The sequence below is a fragment of the uncultured Pseudokineococcus sp. genome (genome assembly GCF_947495735.1).
Lineage (GTDB): Bacteria > Actinomycetota > Actinomycetes > Actinomycetales > Quadrisphaeraceae > Pseudokineococcus.
Genome location: NZ_CANMAA010000001.1, coordinates 575,876 through 597,863, shown reverse-complemented (window position 1 = coordinate 597,863; position 21,988 = coordinate 575,876). Strand labels below are relative to the sequence as shown.

General features: G+C 77.4%; 20 protein-coding genes. 10 read left to right on the top strand and 10 right to left on the bottom strand.

Annotated features, from left to right (window positions below):
- Positions 1–26: 26 nt before the first annotated feature.
- The 4 genes from Q0848_RS02515 to rfbD all read right to left on the bottom strand — a co-directional run bounded on the left by Q0848_RS02515 (position 27) and on the right by rfbD (position 4,161).
- Positions 27–830, bottom strand: a complete 804-nt coding sequence (locus Q0848_RS02515; protein WP_299034326.1) for a VCBS repeat-containing protein — start codon at positions 828–830, stop codon at positions 27–29.
- A gap of 113 nt (positions 831–943) precedes the next feature.
- Positions 944–1,438, bottom strand: coding sequence for a hypothetical protein (locus Q0848_RS02510; RefSeq protein WP_299034323.1), 495 nt, complete (start codon positions 1,436–1,438; stop codon positions 944–946).
- Positions 1,435–3,027 carry a hypothetical protein gene (locus tag Q0848_RS02505; protein WP_299034320.1) on the bottom strand — a complete coding sequence of 531 codons (1,593 nt, stop codon included), beginning with the start codon at positions 3,025–3,027 and terminating at the stop codon, positions 1,435–1,437. Before Q0848_RS02505 ends, Q0848_RS02510 begins: the two co-directional genes overlap by 4 nt.
- Before the next feature lie 261 nt (positions 3,028–3,288).
- Entirely contained in the window at positions 3,289–4,161 is an 873-nt protein-coding gene (gene rfbD, locus Q0848_RS02500) for a dTDP-4-dehydrorhamnose reductase (protein ID WP_299034317.1), read from the bottom strand.
- Between the two features lie 61 nt (positions 4,162–4,222).
- Here rfbD and rfbC point away from each other — a divergent pair, with 61 nt between their 5' ends.
- Together rfbC and Q0848_RS02490 are read left to right on the top strand one after the other, a co-directional pair.
- Positions 4,223–4,843: a dTDP-4-dehydrorhamnose 3,5-epimerase family protein gene (gene rfbC, locus Q0848_RS02495; protein WP_299034315.1), complete on the top strand. Its 621-nt coding sequence runs from the start codon at positions 4,223–4,225 to the stop codon at positions 4,841–4,843.
- 145 nt (positions 4,844–4,988) lie between these two features.
- Positions 4,989–6,275, top strand: coding sequence for an LCP family protein (locus tag Q0848_RS02490; protein WP_299034313.1), 1,287 nt, complete (start codon positions 4,989–4,991; stop codon positions 6,273–6,275).
- 128 nt (positions 6,276–6,403) lie between these two features.
- On the opposite strand, the gene Q0848_RS02485 is transcribed toward Q0848_RS02490, so the two are convergent.
- Positions 6,404–7,201 (bottom strand): hypothetical protein, encoded by a 798-nt coding sequence (locus Q0848_RS02485; RefSeq protein ID WP_299034311.1) that lies wholly within the window; start codon positions 7,199–7,201, stop codon positions 6,404–6,406.
- Positions 7,202–7,427: 226 nt separating this feature from the next.
- Positions 7,428–8,231, bottom strand: a complete 804-nt coding sequence (locus tag Q0848_RS02480; RefSeq protein WP_299034309.1) for a hypothetical protein — start codon at positions 8,229–8,231, stop codon at positions 7,428–7,430.
- Between the two features lie 158 nt (positions 8,232–8,389).
- Between Q0848_RS02480 and Q0848_RS02475 the strand changes: the two genes are divergently transcribed.
- Positions 8,390–8,833, top strand: coding sequence for a CoA-binding protein (locus Q0848_RS02475; protein ID WP_299034308.1), 444 nt, complete (start codon positions 8,390–8,392; stop codon positions 8,831–8,833).
- 58 nt (positions 8,834–8,891) lie between these two features.
- Here Q0848_RS02475 and purE read toward each other — a convergent pair whose 3' ends face one another.
- Positions 8,892–9,455, bottom strand: coding sequence for a 5-(carboxyamino)imidazole ribonucleotide mutase (gene purE / locus Q0848_RS02470; protein WP_299034306.1), 564 nt, complete (start codon positions 9,453–9,455; stop codon positions 8,892–8,894).
- Positions 9,448–10,659, bottom strand: coding sequence for a 5-(carboxyamino)imidazole ribonucleotide synthase (locus tag Q0848_RS02465; protein ID WP_299034304.1), 1,212 nt, complete (start codon positions 10,657–10,659; stop codon positions 9,448–9,450). The genes purE and Q0848_RS02465 overlap by 8 nt, the downstream gene beginning before the upstream one ends.
- 331 nt (positions 10,660–10,990) lie before the next feature.
- On the opposite strand from Q0848_RS02465, the gene Q0848_RS02460 reads away from it, so the two are divergent.
- Together Q0848_RS02460 and Q0848_RS02455 are read left to right on the top strand one after the other, a co-directional pair.
- A complete protein-coding gene (locus tag Q0848_RS02460; RefSeq protein WP_299034302.1) occupies positions 10,991–11,530 on the top strand; it encodes a GtrA family protein in 540 nt (179 codons plus the stop codon).
- Positions 11,527–12,252 (top strand): polyprenol monophosphomannose synthase, encoded by a 726-nt coding sequence (locus tag Q0848_RS02455; RefSeq protein ID WP_299034300.1) that lies wholly within the window; start codon positions 11,527–11,529, stop codon positions 12,250–12,252. The genes Q0848_RS02460 and Q0848_RS02455 overlap by 4 nt, the downstream gene beginning before the upstream one ends.
- Positions 12,253–12,612: 360 nt before the next feature.
- On the opposite strand, the gene Q0848_RS02450 is transcribed toward Q0848_RS02455, so the two are convergent.
- Together Q0848_RS02450 and Q0848_RS02445 are read right to left on the bottom strand one after the other, a co-directional pair.
- Positions 12,613–13,827: an adenylate/guanylate cyclase domain-containing protein gene (locus Q0848_RS02450; RefSeq protein ID WP_299034297.1), complete on the bottom strand. Its 1,215-nt coding sequence runs from the start codon at positions 13,825–13,827 to the stop codon at positions 12,613–12,615.
- Positions 13,824–14,768 (bottom strand): biotin--[acetyl-CoA-carboxylase] ligase, encoded by a 945-nt coding sequence (locus Q0848_RS02445; RefSeq protein ID WP_299034295.1) that lies wholly within the window; start codon positions 14,766–14,768, stop codon positions 13,824–13,826. The genes Q0848_RS02450 and Q0848_RS02445 overlap by 4 nt, the downstream gene beginning before the upstream one ends.
- Before the next feature lie 132 nt (positions 14,769–14,900).
- On the opposite strand from Q0848_RS02445, the gene Q0848_RS02440 reads away from it, so the two are divergent.
- The 5 genes from Q0848_RS02440 (at position 14,901) to Q0848_RS02420 (ending at position 21,875) form a co-directional block, all read left to right on the top strand.
- Entirely contained in the window at positions 14,901–16,541 is a 1,641-nt protein-coding gene (locus tag Q0848_RS02440; protein WP_299034293.1) for an acyl-CoA carboxylase subunit beta, read from the top strand.
- Positions 16,538–16,846, top strand: a complete 309-nt coding sequence (locus Q0848_RS02435) for an acyl-CoA carboxylase epsilon subunit (protein WP_299034291.1) — start codon at positions 16,538–16,540, stop codon at positions 16,844–16,846. Before Q0848_RS02440 ends, Q0848_RS02435 begins: the two co-directional genes overlap by 4 nt.
- Positions 16,843–18,936, top strand: a complete 2,094-nt coding sequence (locus Q0848_RS02430; RefSeq protein ID WP_299034289.1) for a TPM domain-containing protein — start codon at positions 16,843–16,845, stop codon at positions 18,934–18,936. The genes Q0848_RS02435 and Q0848_RS02430 overlap by 4 nt, the downstream gene beginning before the upstream one ends.
- A gap of 407 nt (positions 18,937–19,343) precedes the next feature.
- Complete coding sequence (locus Q0848_RS02425) at positions 19,344–20,060, top strand: PspA/IM30 family protein (RefSeq protein WP_299034287.1); 717 nt, start codon at positions 19,344–19,346, stop codon at positions 20,058–20,060.
- 102 nt (positions 20,061–20,162) lie between these two features.
- A complete protein-coding gene (locus Q0848_RS02420; RefSeq protein ID WP_299034285.1) occupies positions 20,163–21,875 on the top strand; it encodes a DUF885 domain-containing protein in 1,713 nt (570 codons plus the stop codon).
- Positions 21,876–21,988: the final 113 nt, after the last annotated feature.

Below are 21,988 nucleotides of genomic sequence, written 5' to 3'. Positions count from 1 at the left end.
CCCCTCACCTCAGCGCTCGAGGCGCCTCAGCCCTCGATCCGGACGACGCCGAGGAAGTCGCCCTCGTCCCGGAGGACCGACCCGGCGACGGGGACGTCCGTCGAGCGCCCGTACTGGAAGGCCAGCGGGTTGGTCAGGCGCCCGCCGGGCTCGCCCGCGCTCACGAAGAAGGTGCTCCCGCGGCGCACGGCGATCGTGTCGCGGCCGTCCCCGTCGAAGTCACCCGCCACGGCGATGTCGGTCGCGCGGCCGAAGGACGAGGCCCGGACGCCGCCACCGCCGTCGACGTTGTCGTTGGCGTAGTAGGTCGTGTTGCCCCGGCGCACGGCGATCGTGTCGATCCCGTCGCCGTCCCAGTCCCCGACCAGCGCCTGGTCGCTCGGCTGGCCGAAGACGAAGCTCTGGGCGGCCCGACCGCCGGTGAAGACCGCCGGCTCCGCCGACAGCAGGTACCGGTTCCCCCGGCGCACGGCGAACGTGTCCTGGGCCGGGGCGCCGTCCTCGGCGAAGCCCCAGGCGCCGCAGAGCGGGACGTCGCCCGGTCGACCGAAGGAGACCTCGCCGTCGGCCGACGGCGCGTACCAGAAGCCGCCGGAGAAGATGAACGTCACGGCGCCGTCCGGGGCGTCGATCGCGTCGCACACCAGGGGGACGTCACCCTCGTAGACGTTGCCGACGTCCAGCTCGGAGACCGAGCGGCCGCGGTCCTGGGGGTCGGCGAGGTAGACGTCGAGGTCACCAGGGGCGGCCAGGGCCGGTCCCGCTGTGACGACGGCCGCCACGGCCGCTGCGGTGGCGGCGACGACGACACGAGGTGCGGTGCGGTGCATGGGTGTCCCTTCGGGGGCGTGGCGCAACCCGGACGAGCTGCCGCGCCAGGCTCCACCATCGTGGGCCGTCTCCGCAGGTGAACCTCGCATCTCACCCATATGGGAGCGGCGCCCTAGCGGAGTCGCGCCTCCGCCGCGCGCAGGAACCGGCGCGAGCGCCCCACCGGTCCCTCGATCGGGGGTCGCTGGGCCAGCAGGAGGCCGGTCAGGGCGTCCGCGGCCTCGGGGCCCCTCCCGCCCGCGACGACCACGAGGTCGGCGGCGTAGCTGCGACGCGCCTCGGCGACCGCCGCGCCCAGCCCCCCCGGCCCCGCCAGCTCGACGACGTAGCCCGCGCGCCGGAACGGGGAGAGCACCGGGGCGTCGACGACGAAGACGGGGGTGAAGGCGTCGGACGCCCACTGCGCCCGGGACACGGCGTCGAGCACCTCGGCGCAGGAGCCCTCGTCCGCCCCGGCCACCACGACCACGACCGTGGGGAGGTCCGCGGGCGCGAAGTCCCGCCCGCGCCGGAGCCCCGGGGGCGGCCCCCCGGCCAGGCGCGCCAGGCGGTACAGGACGGGCCCGGCGGCGCGGCGCACGAGCGCGGGCGGCTGCCGGCGGATCACCGCGACGCCTCCCGCTCGCGGCCGCCGCGCCCCTCGGAGGCGCCGGCGCGCCCGAGCAGCTCACGACCGCTCGCCCCGTCCGCCACGGCCTCGACGGCCGCCATGGCCTCCGCGGCGCCGTTGCCGGGCCACACCTGCGCGCAGCGGGCGGTGCAGCGCTCGCGGGCGCGCTCGTCGACGAGGAGCTCCGCCACCCGCGCGACGGAGGAGGGGTCGAGCGGGTCCAGGTCCACCCCCACGCCCTCCCGCTGCGCCCACCGCGCGCGCTGCGGCTGGTCGTCGAGCTGGGCCGTCACCCCGACGAAGCCGCTGGCGCGCCCGAAGGCCACGGCCTCGTGGAAGGTGTTGTACCCGGCGGCGGTGACCACGACGTCGAACGCGCGCAGGTACCGGCTCAGCGGGTAGGCGCTCACCGTGCGGACCCCGTGGCCCGGGTCGGCCCCGGACCGGGCGATCGACGGGCGCACGAGGCAGATCTGGGCGTCCGGGGTCACGCGCCGCAGCCCCGCCACGACGGCCCCGAGCTGGGAGTCGACGTCGTGCCAGGCGCCCGCTCCCAGCGTCACGAGGGCGGTCGGCACGTCCTGCTCCAGGCCCAGGGCGGTCCGGGCCTGCGCGGCGCCGACGAGCTCGTGCTGGTCGAGCAGCGTGATGGGGCGGACCGGCAGCGCGTCACCTCGACCGACGGTGAGGCCCCGGTCGAGGTCGGCCGCCAGCTCCCCCGGTTCGAGCACGAGGTCGAACCGCGGCACGAGCCCGAGCTGGACGGCGCCCATGCGGGGCTTCCACATCGGCCGGCGGGACCAGACGAGGCGGACGCCGGGGAACCGGTCCCCCAGCTCGGCCACGGCGCGGTAGGGGTAGGTGCCGTCGAACACGAGGACGTCGGGACGGAACCTGCGCACGGCCTCGCCGAGGCGGCGGTGCAGCAGCACGTTCCACCGGCGCGCGGAGATGCCGAGGTCCCCCGCCGAGGGGACGTACTCGTACGGGAGGAGGCCCTCGGCGGCCAGGGGGACGGCCGAGGACATCGACAGGACGTGGACGTCCGTGCCCGCCGACGCGCGGCGTCCCATGGCGACCAGGCGGGTGAGGTGCCCGAGGCCCGAGCCGTTGGAGCTCACGAGCAGGACCCGCCGCCGGCCCGACGACCCGGCGGCCACCGGCCCGGGCCCGACCGGGTCCGGCCCCTCGGGACCGTTCCCGCGCCCCCCGGGCAGCCGCCCGTCCAGAGCCCGGAGGAGGGCCGCGGCGCCCGCCGGGAGCTCCGCCCGGCCCAGGACCACGGGGGACTCCACCGCGGCCAGGAGGTCGTGCTCCGGTCGGGGCGTCCCGACCACGACCGCACCGGCTCGGACCGGCTCCCCAGGACGCAGGACCCGCGTGACCCCTCGCCGGACGAGGGCGAGGACCTCCTCGGGCAGCCCCGGCGACGACGCCAGCACGGCGCCGCGCGAGCCGGTCTCCGCGACCAGCGACAGCTCCTCGGCCACCACCGCCGCGTCCTCGTCCGGGGCGAGGACGCGGAGGACGTCGACGTCGTCCGCCGGGGGCGCTCCCCGGCCGACCTCGGGACCGGCTCCGCTCACGAGGGAGGACTCTAGGACGCCGCTCGTCCTGCGCCGTGGCCGTCGTGAGCGGTGGCCCTCCGGGCTGGCTCGTGCTGCCGGGGCCGGTCGAGGCCGCCTGTGCCGCCCGGACGCCAGCGCCCGACGGCGAGCGGGGGCGTCGTCGTCCTCGAGGGCTCACGCGCCGGCGTCGAGGCGGGCGACGGAGACCACGCGGGCCTCGGGGCTGAGCGGGCCGCGCCCGTCGCGTCGTCCGCGGGCGCTCAGCCCGCCGCGCCACCGTCAGGCGCCGGCCGACCCCGTCTCCGCGAGGACGTGCGGAGCGGCCGCCGTCCACCGGTCCGCCCAGTCGCCGACGGGCTCGACGCCCGCGGCACGCAGGCCCTCGTGGCCGAGGACGCTCCACGCCGGCCGCTCGGCCGGCGTCGGGAAGTCCGCCGACGTCGTGGGGCGGACCCGCTCGGGGTCCGTCCCGAGGGACGTCGCCACGGCACGGGCCAGGTCGTGCCAGCTCGCGCGTCCCGAGGACGTCGCGTGGTGGGTCCCGGTGGGCACCTCGGCCCGCACCAGCCGCAGGACGAGGTCGGCGACGTCCCTCGTCCACGTCGGCTGCCCCAGCTGGTCGTCCACGACGGAGACCGTGTCCCGCTGGCCCAGGAGCCGGGCGATGGTGCGCGGGAAGCACTTCCCGTCGCCGTACAGCCACGCCGTGCGGACGAGGAGGTGGTCGGGGCAGGTGGCCGCGGCGGCCCACTCCCCGGCCAGCTTCGTGCGCCCGTAGGCCGACCGCGGCGCCGTCACGGCGTCCTCCGCGTAGGGCTCGCTCGCGCGGCCGTCGAAGACGTAGTCGGTCGAGACGTGCACGAGGCGCGCACCGGTCGCCGCCGCGGCCCGGCCGAGGTTGGCCGGCGCGAGGGCGTTGGCCGCGAAGGCCGCGCCCTCGTGCTGCTCGGCGTCGTCGACAGCCGTCCACGCCGCGGCGTTGACCACCACGTCAGCGCCCGCGAGCCGATCACGGCAGGCCGCGGCGTCGGTGGCGTCCAGGTCCGCCCGCGCCAGCCCCGTGACGTCCTCGCCCGCCTGCCGCAGCACGTCCACCACCTCGCGCCCGAGCATCCCGCCCGCGCCCACCACGGCCCACCGTCGCGTCGTCATGGCCCCATGCTCTCAGCGCGGCGGGACGGCGCCGACGAGCCGGCGCTCCTAGGGTTCCCCCATGCCTGTCGAGCCCCTGGACATCGAGGGCGCGTTCGTCGTGCGCCCGACCCAGCACCGCGACGCCCGTGGCGTCTTCATGGAGTGGTTCACCGAGGGCGCCTTCGCCGAGCAGACGGGGCACCCCCTGCGGCTGGCGCAGGCGAACTGCAGCGTCTCGGCGGCCGGCGTCGTCCGCGGCATCCACTTCGCCGACGTCCCGCCGGGCCAGGCCAAGTACGTGTTCTGCCCCGCGGGCGCCGTGCTCGACGTCGTCGTCGACATCCGCGTCGGCTCCCCGACGTTCGGGCAGTGGCGCTCGGTGCTCCTCGACGACGTGGACCGCTGCGCCGTCTACCTCGCCGAGGGCCTGGGCCACGCCTTCATGTCCCTCGCGGAGGGCAGCACGGTCGTGTACCTGTGCTCGGAGGGCTACTCCCCCGGCCGCGAGCACGGCATCGACCCGCGAGACGGCGACCTCGCGGTCGACTGGCCGACGCAGGACCGCGACGGGAAGCCGCTCGAGCCGCTGCTGAGCGAGAAGGACACGGCGGCACCGACCCTGGCGCAGGCCCGCGAGCAGGGCCTGCTGCCGACGGTCGACCAGGTCGCCGAGCACCTCGCCTCGCTGCGCCGGCCCTGATCCTCGTCACCTCGCGGGGCTCTGGCCACGGGGTGTCCGCGCTGGTCACGACGGGTGACGGGCGAGCCGCGACGGGGTGAACGGCCGGCGCGACGCGCCGCGCTGCCCCAGGGGGCGCCCAGCCCCCGCCCGTATCCTCACCGGCATGCCCAGCCAGCCCGACCCCCGGCGGGAGACGTCCGCCGAGGGGACCGAGGACCCCCGCTGGGGACCGTCGACGACCTACCGCGCCCGCCCGCGCCCCCGCCTGCGCCGCCCGGACGAGGACGGGCGGCGCCCGCAGCGGCCGCCGTCCTCCTCCCGACCCGCCGGGACGCGCGCGGAGGCGCCGAGCCGGCCCGCGCCCGGCCCGGTCGCCCCCGCGGTGCGGCCGGCGGCGACGCCCGCGAACGCCTCCGCAGCGCGGCCGGCGGCGACCCCCGCCGGTGCACCGGGGACGACCTACGGCCGCCCCCGGAGGCGCTCGACCCGCGTGCGCCGCCGCCGGACGGCCGCGGTCCTCGTGGCGCTGCTCGTCGCGGCGCTCGTCGTCTACCCCGTCGCCCTGGGGCTGACGGCGCTGGGCGCGCTCGAGCGCGTCGACGCCCTCGGCGCGTCGACCGTCGAGAACACCCCGGGGAGCACCTACCTGCTGGTCGGCTCGGACAGCCGCGAGGGCACCACCATCGGCGGGGACGCCGAGGGAGCGCGCACCGACTCGATCCTGCTGCTGCACGTCCCCCGCGGCGGGGGCCCGAGCGTCCTGGTGAGCATCCCCCGCGACTCCTACCTCGAGGTGCCGGGCTACTACGAGACGAAGGTGAACGCCGCCTTCGCCCTCGGCGGCGCGCCGCTGCTCGTCGACACGGTCGAGCAGGCGACCGGCCTGCGCGTCGACGACTACGTCGAGACCGGCTTCACCGGCTTCGCCGAGATCGTCGACGCCGTCGGCGGGGTCGAGATGTGCCCGCCGTCGGCGATCGAGGACCCGAAGGCCCGCCTGGACATCGAGGCCGGCTGCCAGGAGATGGACGGCGACACGGCGCTCGGCTACGCGCGCACCCGCTACGAGGACCCCCGCGGGGACCTGGGGCGCGCCGACCGCCAGCGCGAGCTGATGGCCGCCATCGCCGACGAGGGCGCCTCGCCCGCCCTGCTGCTCAACCCCTTCCGCGCCTTCCCCACCGCACGCGCCGGGGGCTCGGCCCTGACGGTCGACGAGTCCACCGGCCTGGGGGACCTGGTGACCTTCGCCCGCGGCATGAGGAGCGCCTCGTCCTCCGGCGGGGTGTCCATGGCGGTGCCCGTGGCCGGGACCGACCGCATGACCAACTCCGGGCAGGTCGTCGACTGGGACCCCGAGCAGTCCGAGGCCCTGTGGTCGGCCCTGCGGCAGGACGACACCGAGGCCGTCCGGGCGATCGCGGAGGCGCAGGCCACCGCGACGAGCTGAGAGTTCACCGGCGGGCGCGCCCGGCGCTCTCCGCGCCCCCGAGCGGACCTCGCTCGGAGGCGCGGAGACGTCAGGGCGACCTCCGCCCACCGGGGCCCGGCGTGTCACGGCCGGTGTCCCGGAAGGGCTCACCAGAGGTACTCGCGCAGCACCCCCACCTCGTCCCTCTCGTCGCCGGAGACGTCGGCGAGGACGGGAGCGTCGATGTTGCGCCCGTAGCTCAGGATCACGTCGGCGCGCAGGCCGTCCCGGGGTGAGGTGGTCGAGATGTAGAAGGTCGGAGCTCCTCCGCTGAGGTTGGGCCGCTGGAGCGTGATCGAGTCCGTGCCGTCGCCGTCGACGTCGCCGACGGCGAAGCCGTCGCCCAGGTTCCGCCCCCAGTCACGGGCGTAGGGCGTCCCACCGCCGTCTGCCTGCTCCGTGGCGAACCAGAAGCGGATCGACCGTCCCGCGCCGGTCACGGCCATCGGCTCGTCCACCCCGTCGCCGTCCCAGTCGCCGACCGCACCGTGGTACATCGAGGGACTGCCGAAGGTGAAGCTGCGCACCCCTCCTCCGCCGTCCACGGCCTCCGAGGCCAGGTGGTACCGGTTGCCCCTCACGACGCCCGGCTCGTCGACGCCGTCGCCGTCCCAGTCCCCGACGACCGCGACGTCGCCCGGCCGCCCGAAGCTGAAGGACCGCTCCCAGGCACCGCCCGCCGCCGTCCACCGACCCCGGTAGAACGTGAGGAGCTCCTCGCCCTGCCCGGTGTCCGCCATGAAGAGGCGCTCGTACGGCCGGAAGACGTCGACGACGGTGCCGTCGCGGAAGAACAGCTGCGCCGTCAGCGACTCGTCCGCCGCCTGCGCGGCGGGGACGACGCCCGCCGAGAGCGCCAGCGCAGCGGCGACCGCGGTGGTGAGGGCTCGCGTGGTGCGGGACATGGATGACCTCCTCCTGGGGAGCGCCCTGCCCCCCTCGGCGAACTAAGCACGTCGCGGGAGGCGCTGCAGGAGAAGTGATCAGAACGTTGTGGGAACGGCTCCGCGCGGGCGGGGCCGCCCCGCCCGCGGAGCCCGACCGGCCACCGGGTGGGAGCGCTGGTGCGCAGGCCCCCCCGGGGCCGACCGCGCAGGGGCCTCCGGACGTGCTGGGCTCAGCGGGTGCCGGTCACCAGCGCTCGCGCACGACGCCGAGCAGGTCGGCGCCGCCGGCGCGACCGCTCTCCGCGACCAGGGGCAGGTCACCGCTGCGTCCGTAGCGCAGCACCTCGTCGGCGCGCAGCCCCGCCGCGGGCGGCCCGTCGGAGACGAAGAAGGTCGGCGCGCCCCCGTCCTGCGACGCCCGCTGGAGCACGACGGAGTCCACGCCGTCGCCGTCGAGGTCCCCCGCGGCGACGACGTCCCCCTGGGCCCGCCCCCAGTCGCGCGCGTAGGGGGTCCCCCCGCCGTCCACCTGCTCGGTGGCGAACCAGAAGCGGCCGGTCCTGCCCGCACTCGTCACCGCGACCGGCTCCTCCACCCCGTCGCCGTCCCAGTCACCGGCCACGCCGTGGAGCATCCGCGAGCTGCCGAAGCTGAAGGTGCGCACCGCGCCTCCGCCGTCCACGGCCTCCGAGGCCAGGAAGTAGCGGTTGCCGCGGACGACCCCGGGCTCGTCCAGTCCGTCTCCGTCCCAGTCACCGACGACGGGGACGTCGCCGGCCCTCCCGAAGTCGAAGGACTTCTGGAGCAGGTTGCCCGCCGTGGTCCAGCGGCCCCCGCGGAAGGTGAGGAGCTCGACGCCCTCTCCCGTGTCCGCGAAGAAGGCGCGGTCGAAGGGCCGGAAGACGTCGGCGACCTTGCCGTCGCGGAAGTAGATCGTCGCGGTCAGCGGGTTCGCCGGGGTCTCCGCCGCCTGGGCGGCGGGGACGACGCCCGCCGAGAGCGCCAGCGCAGCGACGGCGGTGGTGACGGCTCGCGTGGTGCGGGACATGGATGACCTCCTCCTGGGGAGCGCCCTGCCCCCTCGGCGAGCCGAGCACGTCGCGCGCGGCGCCGCAGGCGTCGTGATCGAAGAGTTGTGGAACCGGTCCCGCCCGTGCGGGGCGCTCCGCCTGGCGCGAGGCCCGCCCTGCCGGGCACCGTGGGCCCATGAGCCCCGAGCCGACCACCTCCTCCGCCGACGACCCCGAGGTCGTGCGCCGCCTGCTCACCGAGCCCGGCCGCTGGGCCGTCGTCGGGCTGTCGGACAACACCGACCGCCCCGCCTACGGGGTGGCGCGCTTCCTGCAGGAGCAGCTGGGCGTCGAGGTCGTCCCCGTCCACCCGCGCGCCGTGGACGTGCACGGCGAGCGGGGCTTCCCCGACCTCGCCGCCGCCGACGAGCACGGCCCGATCGACGTCGTGGACTGCTTCGTCAACAGCGAGCGCGTGGGTGCCGTCGTCGACCAGGCGATCGCGATCGGCGCGAAGGCGGTGTGGATGCAGCTGGGCGTCGTCGACGAGGCGGCGGCCGCCCGAGCGCGGGAGGCCGGGCTCGACGTCGTCATGGACGCCTGCCCCGCGATCGAGGCGCCGCGGCTCGGCATCGTCTGACCGCCCGGCGGCGTCCCGACCGCCCGGGGCCGTCGGGACGCCGCCCGGCCGCCGGGGCTCAGGCCCCGGCGAGCCCCTCGCGCAGGGCGGCGCCCTTCGCCTCGGCGGCGACCCGCAGGTCGTCCTGGAAGCGAGCCATCCGCGCGCGCAGGTCCACCCCGCGGGCGTCGTCGCCGGCCGCCAGCACGCGGACCGCGAGCAGCCCCGCGTTGCGCGCCCCGCCGACCGACACCGTGGCCACCGGCACGCCGGCCGGCATCTGCACGATCGAGAGCAGCGAGTCCATCCCGTCCAGGTGCGCCAGGGGCACGGGCACGCCGATCACCGGCAGCGGCGTCAGCGCCGCGAGCATGCCCGGCAGGTGCGCCGCTCCCCCGGCGCCCGCGACGACGACCCGCAGCCCACGGGCGGCGGCCGCGCGGCCGTAGTCGACCATCCGCTCGGGCATCCGGTGCGCCGAGACGACGTCCACCGCGTGGGGGACGTCGAACTCGCGCAGCGCCGTGGAGACGGCCTCCATGACGCGCCAGTCGGAGTCCGAGCCCATGACGACGCCGACGACGGGGTCGCCGTCCCCGACGACCGCGCCCAGAGGTCCGGGCCCCGCGGGCGCCTCACTCATCGATGTCCCCCGCCACGAAGTCGGCGGCGTGCTGGGCGCGGGCGCGCACGTCGTCGAGGTCCTCGCCCCAGGCGGTCACGTGGCCGAGCTTGCGCCCGGTGCGGACGCCCTTGCCGTACAGGTGCACCTTGACCTCCGGGTCGCGCGCCATCACGTGCAGGTAGGAGCGGTACATCTGCGCCGGGTCCTCCGCGGCGCGGTCCGGTCGGGACGAGCCGAGCACGTTGACCATGACCGTCCACGGCGCCCGCGCCCGCGGGGACCCCAGCGGCAGGTCCAGGACGGCGCGCAGGTGCTGCTCGAACTGCGAGGTGGCCGCGCCGTCCTGGGTCCAGTGGCCGGAGTTGTGCGGGCGCATGGCCAGCTCGTTGACCAGGACCCGCCCGTCGGCCGTCTCGAAGCACTCGACCGCGAGGACGCCGGTCACGCCCAGCTCGCCCGCCACCCGCAGCGCCGCGCCGGTCGCCTCGGCGGCCAGGTCCTCGTCCAGGCCCGGCGCGGGAGCGGTGACCCGGCTGCAGACCCCGTCGACCTGGACCGTCTCCACCACGGGCCACGCGGCGACCTGCCCGCTCGGGCTGCGCGCCACGAGCACGGCGAGCTCGCGGGCGAAGTCGACGCGCTCCTCGGCGAGCAGCGGCCCGTCGGCGGCGTCGAACCAGTCCTGCGCCCCGCGGGCGGCCCCGGGGTCGGCCAGGACGCGGACGCCCTTGCCGTCGTAGCCCCCGCGCGGGGTCTTGAGCACGACCGGCCAGCCGGCGTCCTCGCCGAAGGCGACCAGGGCCTCGACGTCGTCCACCGCGGCCCAGCGCGGGCACGGCACGCCGAGGTCGGTGAGCCGGCGGCGCATCACGACCTTGTCCTGCGCGTGCACCAGCGCGGCCGGCCCCGGGCGGACCGGGACGCCCTCGGCCTCGAGGGCCCGCAGGTGCTCGGTCGGCACGTGCTCGTGGTCGAAGGTCAGGGCCGCCGCCCCCTCGGCCACCGACCGCAGCGCGCCCAGGTCGGTGTGCGCGCCCAGGCGCACGTCCGGCACCGCGAGCGCCGCGCTCTCGTCGAGGGCGGTCGCCAGCACCCGCAGGCCGACCCCGAGCTCGACGGCGGCCGGCTGCATCATGCGGGCGAGCTGCCCCCCGCCGACGACGGCGACGACGGGGAAGCCGGGGCCGGCCCCCGTGCGCTCGCCGGGCGCCGACGGGCTCACGCCGCACCCCCCGGCTCCGCGCCCGGGGCGCTCACCACGGCCACGAGGCCTGCCGGGGCCACGACAGCGGCGCGGCCCGGCCGCACCGGGAACAGCTCGAGGAGGTGCACGCGGGGAGGCTACCGACGCGACGAGGCTCCTCCCGCACCCGTCGCGGGCCGCGGAGCCGGGCCGCGCCGTCGTCGCCGCGCCGACGGCTCCAGCCCCGGCCCCCGGGTGCCGACGCAGGACGGGGTGGTCGGGACGGCGCAGCGGCCCCGGCTAGATTGCCGAGGTCGGCAGCCCGGCGTGGACCGACCGCGCGCACCGGAGCGAGCGGGAGGAGGACCCCGTGCCAGGACCCAGGCGGGCACGACGCAGCTGGCCAGAGGTCCTGCGCCGGCACCCGCGCGGCCTCACCGAGGAGCTGTGGCGGTTCCTGCTCGTGGGCGGGGCGGGGTTCGTCACCGACGTCGCCGTCTTCACCGCGCTGCGCAGCGAGGCGCTCGGCCTGCTCGACGACCACCCCCTGACGGCCAAGGTCGCCTCGACCGCGGTGGCCACGGCGGTGACGTGGCAGGGCAACAGGTGGTGGACCTGGGGGCACCGCACCACCGCGTCCACCCGCCGCGAGCTCGTGCTCTTCGTCGCCATGAACGTCGTGGGGATGGGCATCGCGGTCGGGTGCCTGGCGGTCTCGCACTACGTCCTGGGCTTCACCAGCCTGCTGGCGGACAACGTCGCCGCCAACGGGGTCGGCCTGGTGCTCGGCACCGCGTTCCGCTTCGTGGCCTACCGCACGGTCGTGTTCCGCGACGCCCCGCGCCCGCCCGCGGACGGCGGCGTGCTCGTCACGGGCGGGGCTCCCGACGCGCGGGAGCGCGGCGCGTGAGGGCGCTCGTCGTCGTCCCCGTCTACGACGAGGCCGCCACCATCGGCGCGCTCCTGGACGGGGTGCTGGCCGCCGACGAGGACGTCGACGTCCTCGTCGTCGACGACGGCAGCCCGGACGGCACCGGCGACCTCGTCGCGGCCCGGCCCGAGCCGCGCGTCCACCTGCTGCGACGGGCGACCAAGGACGGCCTCGGCGCCGCCTACCGCGCCGGCTTCGCGTGGGCCCGCGAGCGGCGCTACGACGTCGTCGTGGAGATGGACGCGGACCTCTCCCACCCCGCCGACCGCCTGCCGGCCCTGCTCCGCGCCGTCGGCCCGGGCGGCGCCGACCTCGCCATCGGCTCGCGCTACGTCGAGGGCGGCGGCACGCGCGGGTGGCCCCTGCACCGGCGCCTGCTCTCCCGGGGCGGCAACGCCTACATCGGCGCGGCGCTGCGCCTCGGCGTCCGCGACGCGACGGCGGGCTTCCGCGCCTTCCGCGCCCCGCTGCTCGCGCGCATCGGCGTCGCCCGGATGCGCTCGACGGGCTACTGCTTCCAGGTGGAGACCACGCTGCGCGCCGTCACCGCCGGCGCGCGCGTGGTCGAGGTGCCCATCACGTTCGTCGAGCGCGCGGCCGGCCGCTCCAAGATGGGGCCCGCCATCGTCGGCGAGGCGGTCGTGCGCGTCACGTGGTGGGCGCTGCTGGACCTGCGGCGGCGCCTCGCGGCGAGGGCCTGAGTCGCTCCCGGGACGCGGGCCCGAGCGGCTGCCCATCGCCCCGCGACGAGTGGTGACGTCACCCGCCAGCGGGGCGGGTGTCGTCCCGCGGGGACGAGTGCGCGGAGCCGGGCGCCCTCCGGGGGCACTGGCTACGCGCTCGAGCGGGGCCTGCGCCCCGCTCGAGACGCTCGCCTCACGTGCCCCCGGAGGACGCCCGCCCCCGCGCTGGTGGGTGCCGTCACCACCCGTCGCGGCAGCCGTGCGCCGACGCGTGCGGCCGACCTCGTCGCACTCAGGCAGCTCCGTCGCACTCGCGGCACGCCCGAGACGGGCCTGCGCGACGCGCGGGACGTGCCCACCCGCCCGGCGGCGCAGGCCTCAGGGGCGCGACCGGTCGCCCAGACCGTCCAGGCGCACGAGGTCTGCGTCGTCGCTCAGCGCCGCGACGCCCTCGAGGTCCTCGGTCTCGAGGGGGCCGGCCTCGCCGTCAGGACCCGCGCGCCGCAGCAGCCAGGGACGCACCGGCCCGAGGCCGCGCAGCTCGCGCTCGCGCAGGGGCTGCAGGTCGAGCCCCGGCGTCCCGACGAGCGGGTGCGCGGTGGCGCCGTCGAGGAGCACCGTGCCCGGCCGCGCGATGGCCGTCAGCCGCGACGCGCGGTTGACGGGCGTGCCGAAGACGTCGCCGAGGCGGGCGACGACCTTGCCGGTCGCGACGCCGACCCGCACGGGCGGCAGGAGCTCGTCGTCGCTCATGGCCTCGGCCAGGTCGAGGGCGATGCCGGCCGCCGGCCGCCCGGGGGCGCAGGCGAAGAGCACCTCGTCGCCGATCATCGTGATGACGCGGCCGCCGTGGCGGGCGACGACGTCCGCCGCCGTGGTCTCGAAGCGCTGCACGAGCCGGGCCAGCTCGGCCTCGGAGACCCGCCGGGCGACCGAGGTGAAGGCGACGATGTCGGCGAAGCCGACCGTCCGCTGCACGGTGGTGGCGGTGTCGAGCGCGAGGCGGTCGGCGGCGAGCTGGTCCAGCGCCGAGGCGAGGTGCCGCCGCCAGGTGTAGTCGAGCAGCGGGCGCAGGTCCTCCACCAGCGCGACCAGGAGCGGCGGCACGTCCTCGGCGCGGCCCGTCTCCTCCAGCAGCAGCTGCACCTGCCAGGACGCGAGCCGGTCCATGGTCCGGCCGATGGCGCGGGCGAGCTCGAGCGCCACCTCCTCGCCGAGCCGGACCTCCTCCACCAGGTGCGTCACCTGCGCGAGGGCGTCGACGTCGAGCTGGGTGAAGGCCGGCACGGAGGACTCGACGTTCGGCAGGCCCAGCGCCCGCCACAGGGCCCGGGCGTCGCGCAGGCGCACGTCCGCCGCGGTGGCCACCTCGCGCCGGGACAGGGTGGGCTCACCGCCCAGGAGGGCCCGCTCGGCCGCCAGCGCGGCGCTGCCGAGCGCGTCCCGCTGCGGCGCGCCGGCGGCGTCGTCAGGAGGGCCGACGACGTCCTCGGAGGGCCTGGCGAGCCTCTCGGCCCGCTCCGGCAGGGCAGCGGGCGCGCCGTCCACCCCGTCGGGGTCCGGCGCGCCGGGCGCGCGCGCGGGCTCGCTCACCGCCGCTCGCCGGCGGGGGGCGCCGCGGTCAGCGGACGCAGGTGCACGACGTCGCCCGCGGTCACCGCGCGAGCTCCCGCGGGCGTGCGCACGACGAGCGCCCCGGAGGCGTCGAGCGACTCGGCCACGCCCTCCAGCGCGCTCCCCCCGGGCAGCTCCACGCGCACGTGCTCGCCCAGCGTCGAGCAGACCTCGCGGACGGGGTCGGTGAGCGCGGCCAGGGCGCGCGCGACCGCGGCGTCGTCCCCGGCGCCGCCCAGCTCGCGCCAGCGCCCGTAGAGGTCGGCGAGGCGGCGCAGGACCGCGCGCAGCAGGACGTCGCGGTCGGTCGTCGCCGACCCGGCCAGCCGCAGCGACGTCGCACCGGCCGCGGGCAGCTCCTGCGCGCGGGCGTCGACGTTGAGGCCGAGGCCGACCACGACGACCGGACCCTCGTCGGCGCCTCCCGCGGCACCGGGCTCGGGGGGCAGCACCTCGGCCAGGACGCCGCAGACCTTGGCCGGCCGCGACTCCCCTCCCGAGGGCGGCGGGACCAGGACGTCGTTCGGCCACTTCAGGACGGCCTGCAGCCCCGCGCGACGCCGGACCTCCTCGACGACGGCCAGCCCGGCCAGCAGGGGCAGCCAGGGCAGGTGGCGCGCGGACCCGGCGGGGGTTCGCAGCAGGACGGAGGCGGTCAGCGCCGCCCGCGGCGCCGTCGTGAAGGTCCGGCCGCGGCGACCCCGGCCCTGCGTCTGGTGCTCGGCGACGAGCACCGACAGGTCCGGCCAGCGGTGCGGCTGCGCACGGGCGCGCTCGGCCAGCGCGGTGCTCGTGGAGGCCAGCTCCGGCTCGACGACGAGCCGGCCGAGCGGGCCGGAGGGGCTCTCGAGGGCCGCGCGGAGCGCACCGGCTCGCAGCGGCGGGCGCGCGAGGTCGGCCCACGGCCCGGCGCTGCTCACCCGTCCAGCGTAGGCGCACTAGAGTCGCGGACCGTCGTGCTCGAGGCGCACCAGCCCCGGAGCGCACCGCCCGCCGGTCGCGGCCGCCCCCGGGGCGGCCGCGGCACCGCGCCCGCCCCCTGGAGGCCTCCTTTGCCCGCAGCAGGGTCCGCAGCAGCCGCCGAGACGAGCAGCGCGCCACCTCCGGACGAGGCGCCGCACGGCACGGCCGCCAAGCTCGCCGACCTCGAGGCCCGCTCCGACGAGGCCGTCCACGCCGGCTCGGCCCGGATGGTCGAGCGGCAGCACGCCCGCGGCAAGAAGACGGCGCGCGAGCGCCTCGAGGCGCTGCTCGACGAGGACTCCTTCACCGAGCTCGACGCGCTGGCCCGCCACCGCTCCACCCAGTTCGGGCAGGAGCGCCGCCGCCCGCCCGGCGACGGCGTCGTCACCGGCTACGGGACGGTCGACGGGCGCCCCGTGGCCGTGTTCAGCCAGGACGTGACGGTCTTCGGCGGCTCCCTCGGGGAGGTCTACGGCGAGAAGATCGTCAAGGTCCTCGACCACGCGCTCAAGACGGGCTGCCCGGTCGTCGGCATCGTCGAGGGCGGCGGCGCGCGCATCCAGGAGGGCGTGGTCTCGCTCGGCCTCTACGGGGAGATCTTCCGCCGCAACACGCGCCTGTCCGGCGTCGTGCCCCAGGTCTCGCTCATCATGGGCGCCGCGGCCGGGGGGCACGTCTACTCCCCCGCGCTCACCGACTTCACGGTGATGGTCGAGGGCACGTCGCAGATGTTCATCACGGGCCCCGACGTCATCCGCGCCGTCACGGGCGAGGACGTGACGATGGAGGAGCTCGGCGGGGCGCTCACGCACAACACCCGCAGCGGCGCGGCCCACCACCTGGCGGCGGACGAGGACGCGGCGATCGAGTACGCCAAGGACCTCCTGGCGCACCTGCCGAGCAACAACCTCGCCGAGGCGCCGGTCGTGCCGCCGGAGGACGTCCGGGGCCTGCGGACCACCGAGGAGGACCTCGAGCTCGACGTCCTCGTTCCCGACGCGGCGTCCGAGCCCTACGACATGCACCGCGTGGTGGAGCACCTGCTCGACGACGGCGACTTCCTCGAGGTCGCCGAGCTGTTCGCCCCCAACGTCATCTGCGGGTTCGGGCGGGTCGAGGGCCACGCGGTCGGGGTCGTGGCCAACCAGCCGATGCAGCTGGCCGGCTGCCTGGACATCGACGCCGGCGAGAAGGCCGCCCGCTTCGTCCGCACCTGCGACGCCTTCAACGTGCCCGTGCTGACCCTGGTCGACGTGCCGGGCTTCCTGCCGGGCACGGACCAGGAGTGGAACGGCATCATCCGCCGCGGCGCCAAGCTCATCTACGCCTACGCCGAGGCGACCGTGCCGATGGTCACCGTCATCACGCGCAAGGCCTACGGGGGCGCCTACCTCGTCATGGCCTCCAAGCACCTCGGGGCCGACGTGAACCTCGCCTGGCCGACCGCCCAGATCGCCGTCATGGGCGCGCAGGGCGCGGCCAACATCCTCCACCGGGGCCGCCTCGGGGCCGCCGCCGAGGCCGGCGAGGACGTCGAGGCGCTGCGGGCCGACCTCGTCGCCGAGTACGAGGACACCCTGGCCAACCCCTACATCGCCGCCGAGCGGGGCTACGTGGACGCCGTCATCGCGCCCTCGCGCACGCGCGCCGAGGTCGTCAAGGCCCTGCGGGCGCTGCGCGGCAAGCGCGAGCAGCTCCCCGCGAAGAAGCACGGGAACATCCCCCTGTGACGACCACCGAGGCGACGACCACCGAGGCGACGACCACCTGGGCGACGACCACCGGGGCGACGACCACCGGGGCGACGACGGCGACCGGGACGGAGGGCGCTCCCCCGCTGCTGCGCGTGCTGCGCGGGCGCCCCGACGACGCCGAGCTGGCGGCGCTGGTGGCCGTCGTCGCCGCGCGGCAGGGCTCCTCGCTGCCGGAGCCCGCGCCGGAGGTCGTCCCGGCGTGGGGCGACCCCGCGCACCGGCTCGGAGTCGCGGCGCTCGGCCCGGACGCGTGGCGCACGCGCGGCTGGGGACACCGGTGAGCCGCCGGCGGGCCACCGCCGCGACGTCCACCGCTCTCGCGCTGGCGCTCGCACCGCTGCTGCTCCTGGCCCCGGCCGCCTCGGCGGTCGAGCCCCTGCGCCTGGACGACCAGGTCACCGACCAGGTCGGCGCGCTCACCGGCGAGGAGGCGCAGGTCGAGGCCGCGCTGGCGGACCTGCGCGCCGAGACCGGCGTCCAGCTCTTCGTCGTCTTCGTCGACAGCTTCGACGGGCTCGGCGGCCAGCAGTGGGCGCAGCAGACGGGCACGCTCTCCCAGCTCGGCGACGGCGACGGCGTCCTCGCCGTGGCGGTGGGCGACCGCGCGTACGGCAGCCAGGTGGACGCCGACGTCGACGTCGCCGCGGCCAACAGCGCCGCCGAGACCGAGCTCGCCGACGACGACTGGGCGGGCGCCGTCGAGGCGTACGCCGACGCCCTGGCCGGCTCGTCGGCCGGCGCCGCCGCCGGCGGGAGCAGCAGCACCGACCCGGGTGCGGGGGCGAGCACGAGCTCCGGCGGCTCGGGGCTGGGCCTCCTGGTCCTCCTGCTGCTCCTCGGGGTCGGCGTCGCGGTCGTCGTGGCCCTCGTGCGGGGCCGGGGCGAGCAGCGCGCGGACGCCCGGCGCCGCCGCGGACCCGCTCCGGCGCCGCTCGAGCCGCTGCCGGAGCTGGAGCGCCGGGCCAGCTCGGCCCTGGTCGCCGTCGACGACGCGGTCATGTCCTCGGCCACCGAGGTCGAGTTCGCGCGCGCCGAGTTCGGCGACGAGGCCGTGGTGCGCTTCGAGCAGACCCTGGCCGCGGCCCGGCAGGACCTCGCGGCCGCCTTCGCCGCCCGCCGGCGCGCGGACGGCGAGGGTCCCGACGGCGACCGCCTCGAGATCGACGAGACGGCGCGCCGGGCCGCCCTGCAGGAGGTCGTGGACCGCTGCGGCCGCGCCGACACGGCCTTGGACGAGCAGTCCGACGCCTTCGACGAGCTGCGCGACCTGGGACGCCGGGCCCCCGGCGTCCTGACGGCGCGCGCGGACGACGTCGCCGCGCTGCGCCCCCGCGTGGCGCAGGAGCGCTCGCGCCTGGTGGCGATGCACCGCGAGTACGCCGACTCGGCCGTCACCGCCGTGCGCAGCGCGCCGGACGACGCGGAGGCGTCGCTCGACCTGGCCGAGGAGGAGATCGCCGAGGGACGCGCCGCCGTCGAGGCCGGGGACACCGGGCGCGCGGCGCTCGCCGCCCGCGGCGCCGACCAGGCCGCCGCTCGGGCGCGGCAGCTGCTCGACGCCGTCGGCACGCGCGAGCAGGAGCTGGAGGAGGCCGAGCGCCACCTCTCCGACGCCCGCGCGGAGACCGAGCAGGACCTCTCCGAGGCCCAGGCCCTGCTCGAGGGCAGCCGGGGCGACGCCGCCGTGCGCGACCTGGCGCCCCTGCTGGCGCGCGCCCGGACGGCGGTGGCCGAGGCCGAGGCCGCCAGCGAGCCCGGCCGCCAGGACCCGCTCACCGCCCTGCGCCGCCTGGAGGAGGCCGACGAGGCCCTCGACGGCGCCCTGGCCTCGGTGCGCGAGCAGCGCCAGCGCGCCTCCCGCGCCCGGGCCGGCGTCGACCACGCCCTCGTGGCCGCGCGCGCGGAGGTCGACATGGCGCGCCAGGTCGTCGCCGTCCGCCGCGGCGGCGTCGGCCAGGAGGCCCGCGCGCTGCTGCGCGAGGCGGAGCAGGCGCTGGACCGGGCCGAGCGCTCGGCCGACGCCGACCCGGTGACGGCGCTGGCCGAGGCCCGCCGCGCCGACGCCCTCGCCGAGCGCGTCCAGCAGCGCGTCCAGGACGACCTCGACCGCCGCGGCCCCTGGGACGGCGGGGGCTACGGCGGCGGCTACCGCGGTCGCCAGGGCGGGTCGATGGAGGCCGCCGTCATCGGCGGCATCCTCGGCGCCGTCCTGACCGGCGGGGGCGGTTCCCGCGGCGGGGGCGGGTTCGGCGGCGGGTTCGGCGGAGGCGGTGGCGGCGGCGGGTTCGGGGGCGGCTTCGGGGGCGGCGGTGGCGGCGGCGGATTCGGGGGCGGCGGCTTCGGCGGCTCCGGCGGCGGCGGGCGCTTCTAGCCCACCCCCGGCGCACTGCGGCGACCCGTGCCGCCCGTCGCCGCCCCTCCCCGCACTCTGTCGACACAGTGCCGCGGGGAGCCGCCCTTCCCCGCACTCTGTCGACACAGTGCCGCCGGGAGCCGCCCTTCCCCGCACTGTGTCGGCACAGTGCCGCGGGAAGCCGCCCTTCCCCGCACTGTGTCGGCACAGTGCCGCCGTGAGGCGCTCTCCCCAGCACTTCGACGGCGCAGTGCCGTCGTGGGGTCCCCTTTCCAGGCGGTCGTCGGCGAGGTCCCTGGACGGGACGTCGAGCGCGGCGGTCGGACCGGGCCCGGCGGGCGCCGTCGTGGGAGGCTCGCGGGCGAGCGGCGGGCGCCATCGCGCGCGGCCGCGACCACCGGAGAACGACGGAAGGACAGACGACCATGGCGCAGCAGTCCCTGCTCGGACGGGTCGGGCAGCTGGTCCGGGCCAACCTCAACGCGGCGATCGACGCCGCGGAGGACCCCGAGCTGATGCTCGACCAGATGGTCCGCGACTACACGAGCAGCATCCGCGAGGCCGAGGAGGCGGTCGCCCAGACGATCGGCAACCTGCGCCTGCTCGAGGCCGACGCCGCGGAGGCCCGGCAGACGGCGTCGGAGTGGGGCGGCAAGGCGCTCGCCGCCAGCCGCCGCGCCGACGACCTGCGCTCGGCCGGCACCCCCGCCGAGGCCGACCGCTTCGACAACCTCGCGAAGGTCGCGCTGCAGCGCCAGATCGCCGCCGAGGCCGAGCTGCGCGGCTTCGAGCCGCAGATCGCGGCCCAGACCGAGGTCGTGGCCAAGCTGAAGAAGGGCCTGGAGGGCATGCGCGGCAAGCTCTCCGACCTGCGCACCAAGCGCGACCAGCTCGCCTCGCGCGCCAAGGTCGCCGAGGCGCAGAACCGCATGCACGAGGCGGTCAGGGGCATCGACCTCATGGACCCGACCAGCGAGGTCTCCCGCTTCGAGGAGAAGGTCCGCCGCGAGGAGGCTCGCGCCGCCGGCCGGGCCGAGCTGGCGGCGTCCTCGATCGACGCCCAGTTCGAGGAGCTCGACGCCGACTCCGACTCCCTCGAGGTCGAGGCCCGCCTGGCCGCGCTGAAGGCCGGCGGCGTCTGAGCCGCGCGGGGAGGGGTGGCGGCTACCGCCCCTCCCCGCCCCCCGCGGTCGGGGTCGTGGAAGGCCGGTGCGGGAGGGCGACGTCCTCCTAGGGTGGTGCGGGTGCCCGTGACGACCGCCGCCCCCGACGCCCGCCGCGCCCGCTCGGCGCTCGACGACCTGGCGGACGCCCACGTGGCGGCCTACGCCGCCCTCGACCCGGTCGCCGCGACGTCGATGGGCCTGCCCGGGCACGACGACGAGATGACCGACTACAGCCCCGCCGGCGCGGCGCGCCGCGCGGACCTCGCCCGCCGCACGCTGGCGGGTCTCGAGGACCTCGGGCCGGGGTCGGTCACCGACGACGTCGACGTCGTCACGCTCGCCGCGATGCGCGAGCGGCTCTCGCTCGAGGTCGAGATGGCCGACGCGGGCCTCGACTCCGGCGAGATCACGGTGCTCGCCACCCCGCTGCAGGACGTGCGCGAGGTGTTCGACCTCATGGCGACGGGCACCGCGCGGGACTGGGCGACGATCGCCCGCCGCCTGGCCCTCGTGCCGCGGGCGCTGGAGGGCTACGCCGAGTCGCTGCGCACCGCGTGCGACCGGGGCCGTCCCCCGGCCGCCCGGCAGGTCGCGGCCGGGGCCGAGCAGGCCCTCGAGTTCGCCGCCGCGGACGGCTTCTTCCCGGGCCTCGCGGCCGGCGCCCGTCCGGACGGCACCGCCCCGGCCGCGGGCCTGGCCGCCGACCTGGCGCGCGGCGCCGAGGCGGCGCGGTCGGCCTACGCCGACCTGGCGCGCGTGCTGACCGAGGACGTCCTCCCCCGCGCCCGGGAGGACGACGCCTGCGGCCGGCAGGAGTACGCGCTGCGCAGCCGGCTCTTCCTCGGGGCGGAGGTCGACCTCGAGGAGACCTACGCCTGGGGCCTGGAGGAGGTCGCGCGCATCGAGGCCGAGATGGCCGACGTCGCCCAGCGCATCCGCCCCGGCGCCACCCCCGACGAGGCCATCGCGGTGCTGGACGCCGACCCGGCGCGACGCCTGCCCGACAGCGCCGCCTTCACCGCGTGGATGCAGGACCTCTCCGACCGCGCCGTGGAGGAGATGGGGGCTGCGCACTTCGACGTCCCCGAGCCGCTGCGCCGGCTGGAGTGCCGCATCGCGCCCAGCTCGTCCGGGGCCATCTACTACACGGGCCCCAGCGAGGACCTCTCCCGTCCTGGACGCATGTGGTTCTCGGTGCCGCCGGGGCAGACCACCTTCGCCACCTGGCTGGACACGACGACCGTCTACCACGAGGGCGTCCCGGGCCACCACCTGCAGGTGGGCCACGCCCTGCTGCGCTCCGACGTCCTGAACCGCTGGCGCCGGACCATGGCCTGGAGCAGCGGGTACGGCGAGGGCTGGGCGCTCTACGCCGAGCGCCTCATGGCCGACCTGGGGCACCTGGACGACCCGGGCGACCGGATGGGCATGCTCGTGGGCTCGGTGCTGCGGGCCGTGCGCGTCGTCGTCGACATCGGCCTGCACTGCCGCCTGGAGGCACCCGCGGAGGTCGGCGGCGGCACCTGGGACGCCGACGGGGTCTGGGACTACCTCACCGCCCACGCCCGCCAGGACGAGCCGGTGCGCCGCTTCGAGCACCTGCGCTACCTGGGCTGGCCGGGCCAGGCGCCGTCGTACAAGGTCGGCGAGCGCCTGTGGCTGGCGCTGCGCGAGGAGGTCCGCGCCCGCGAGGGCGACGACTTCGTCCTGCGCGACTTCCACCGGCGCGCGCTCGACCTCGGCGCGGTGGGCCTGGACGTGCTGCGCGAGGCGCTGGTCCCGGCTCGCTGACGGCCGCGCGCGTCGGTCTGGCTGCCGAACCGGCGCCGCCGCACCAGGTCACGGCCGCCCGGGGCATTCCCGACCGATGGAGTCGGGATAGCGGGGAATGCCTCGGGCAACGG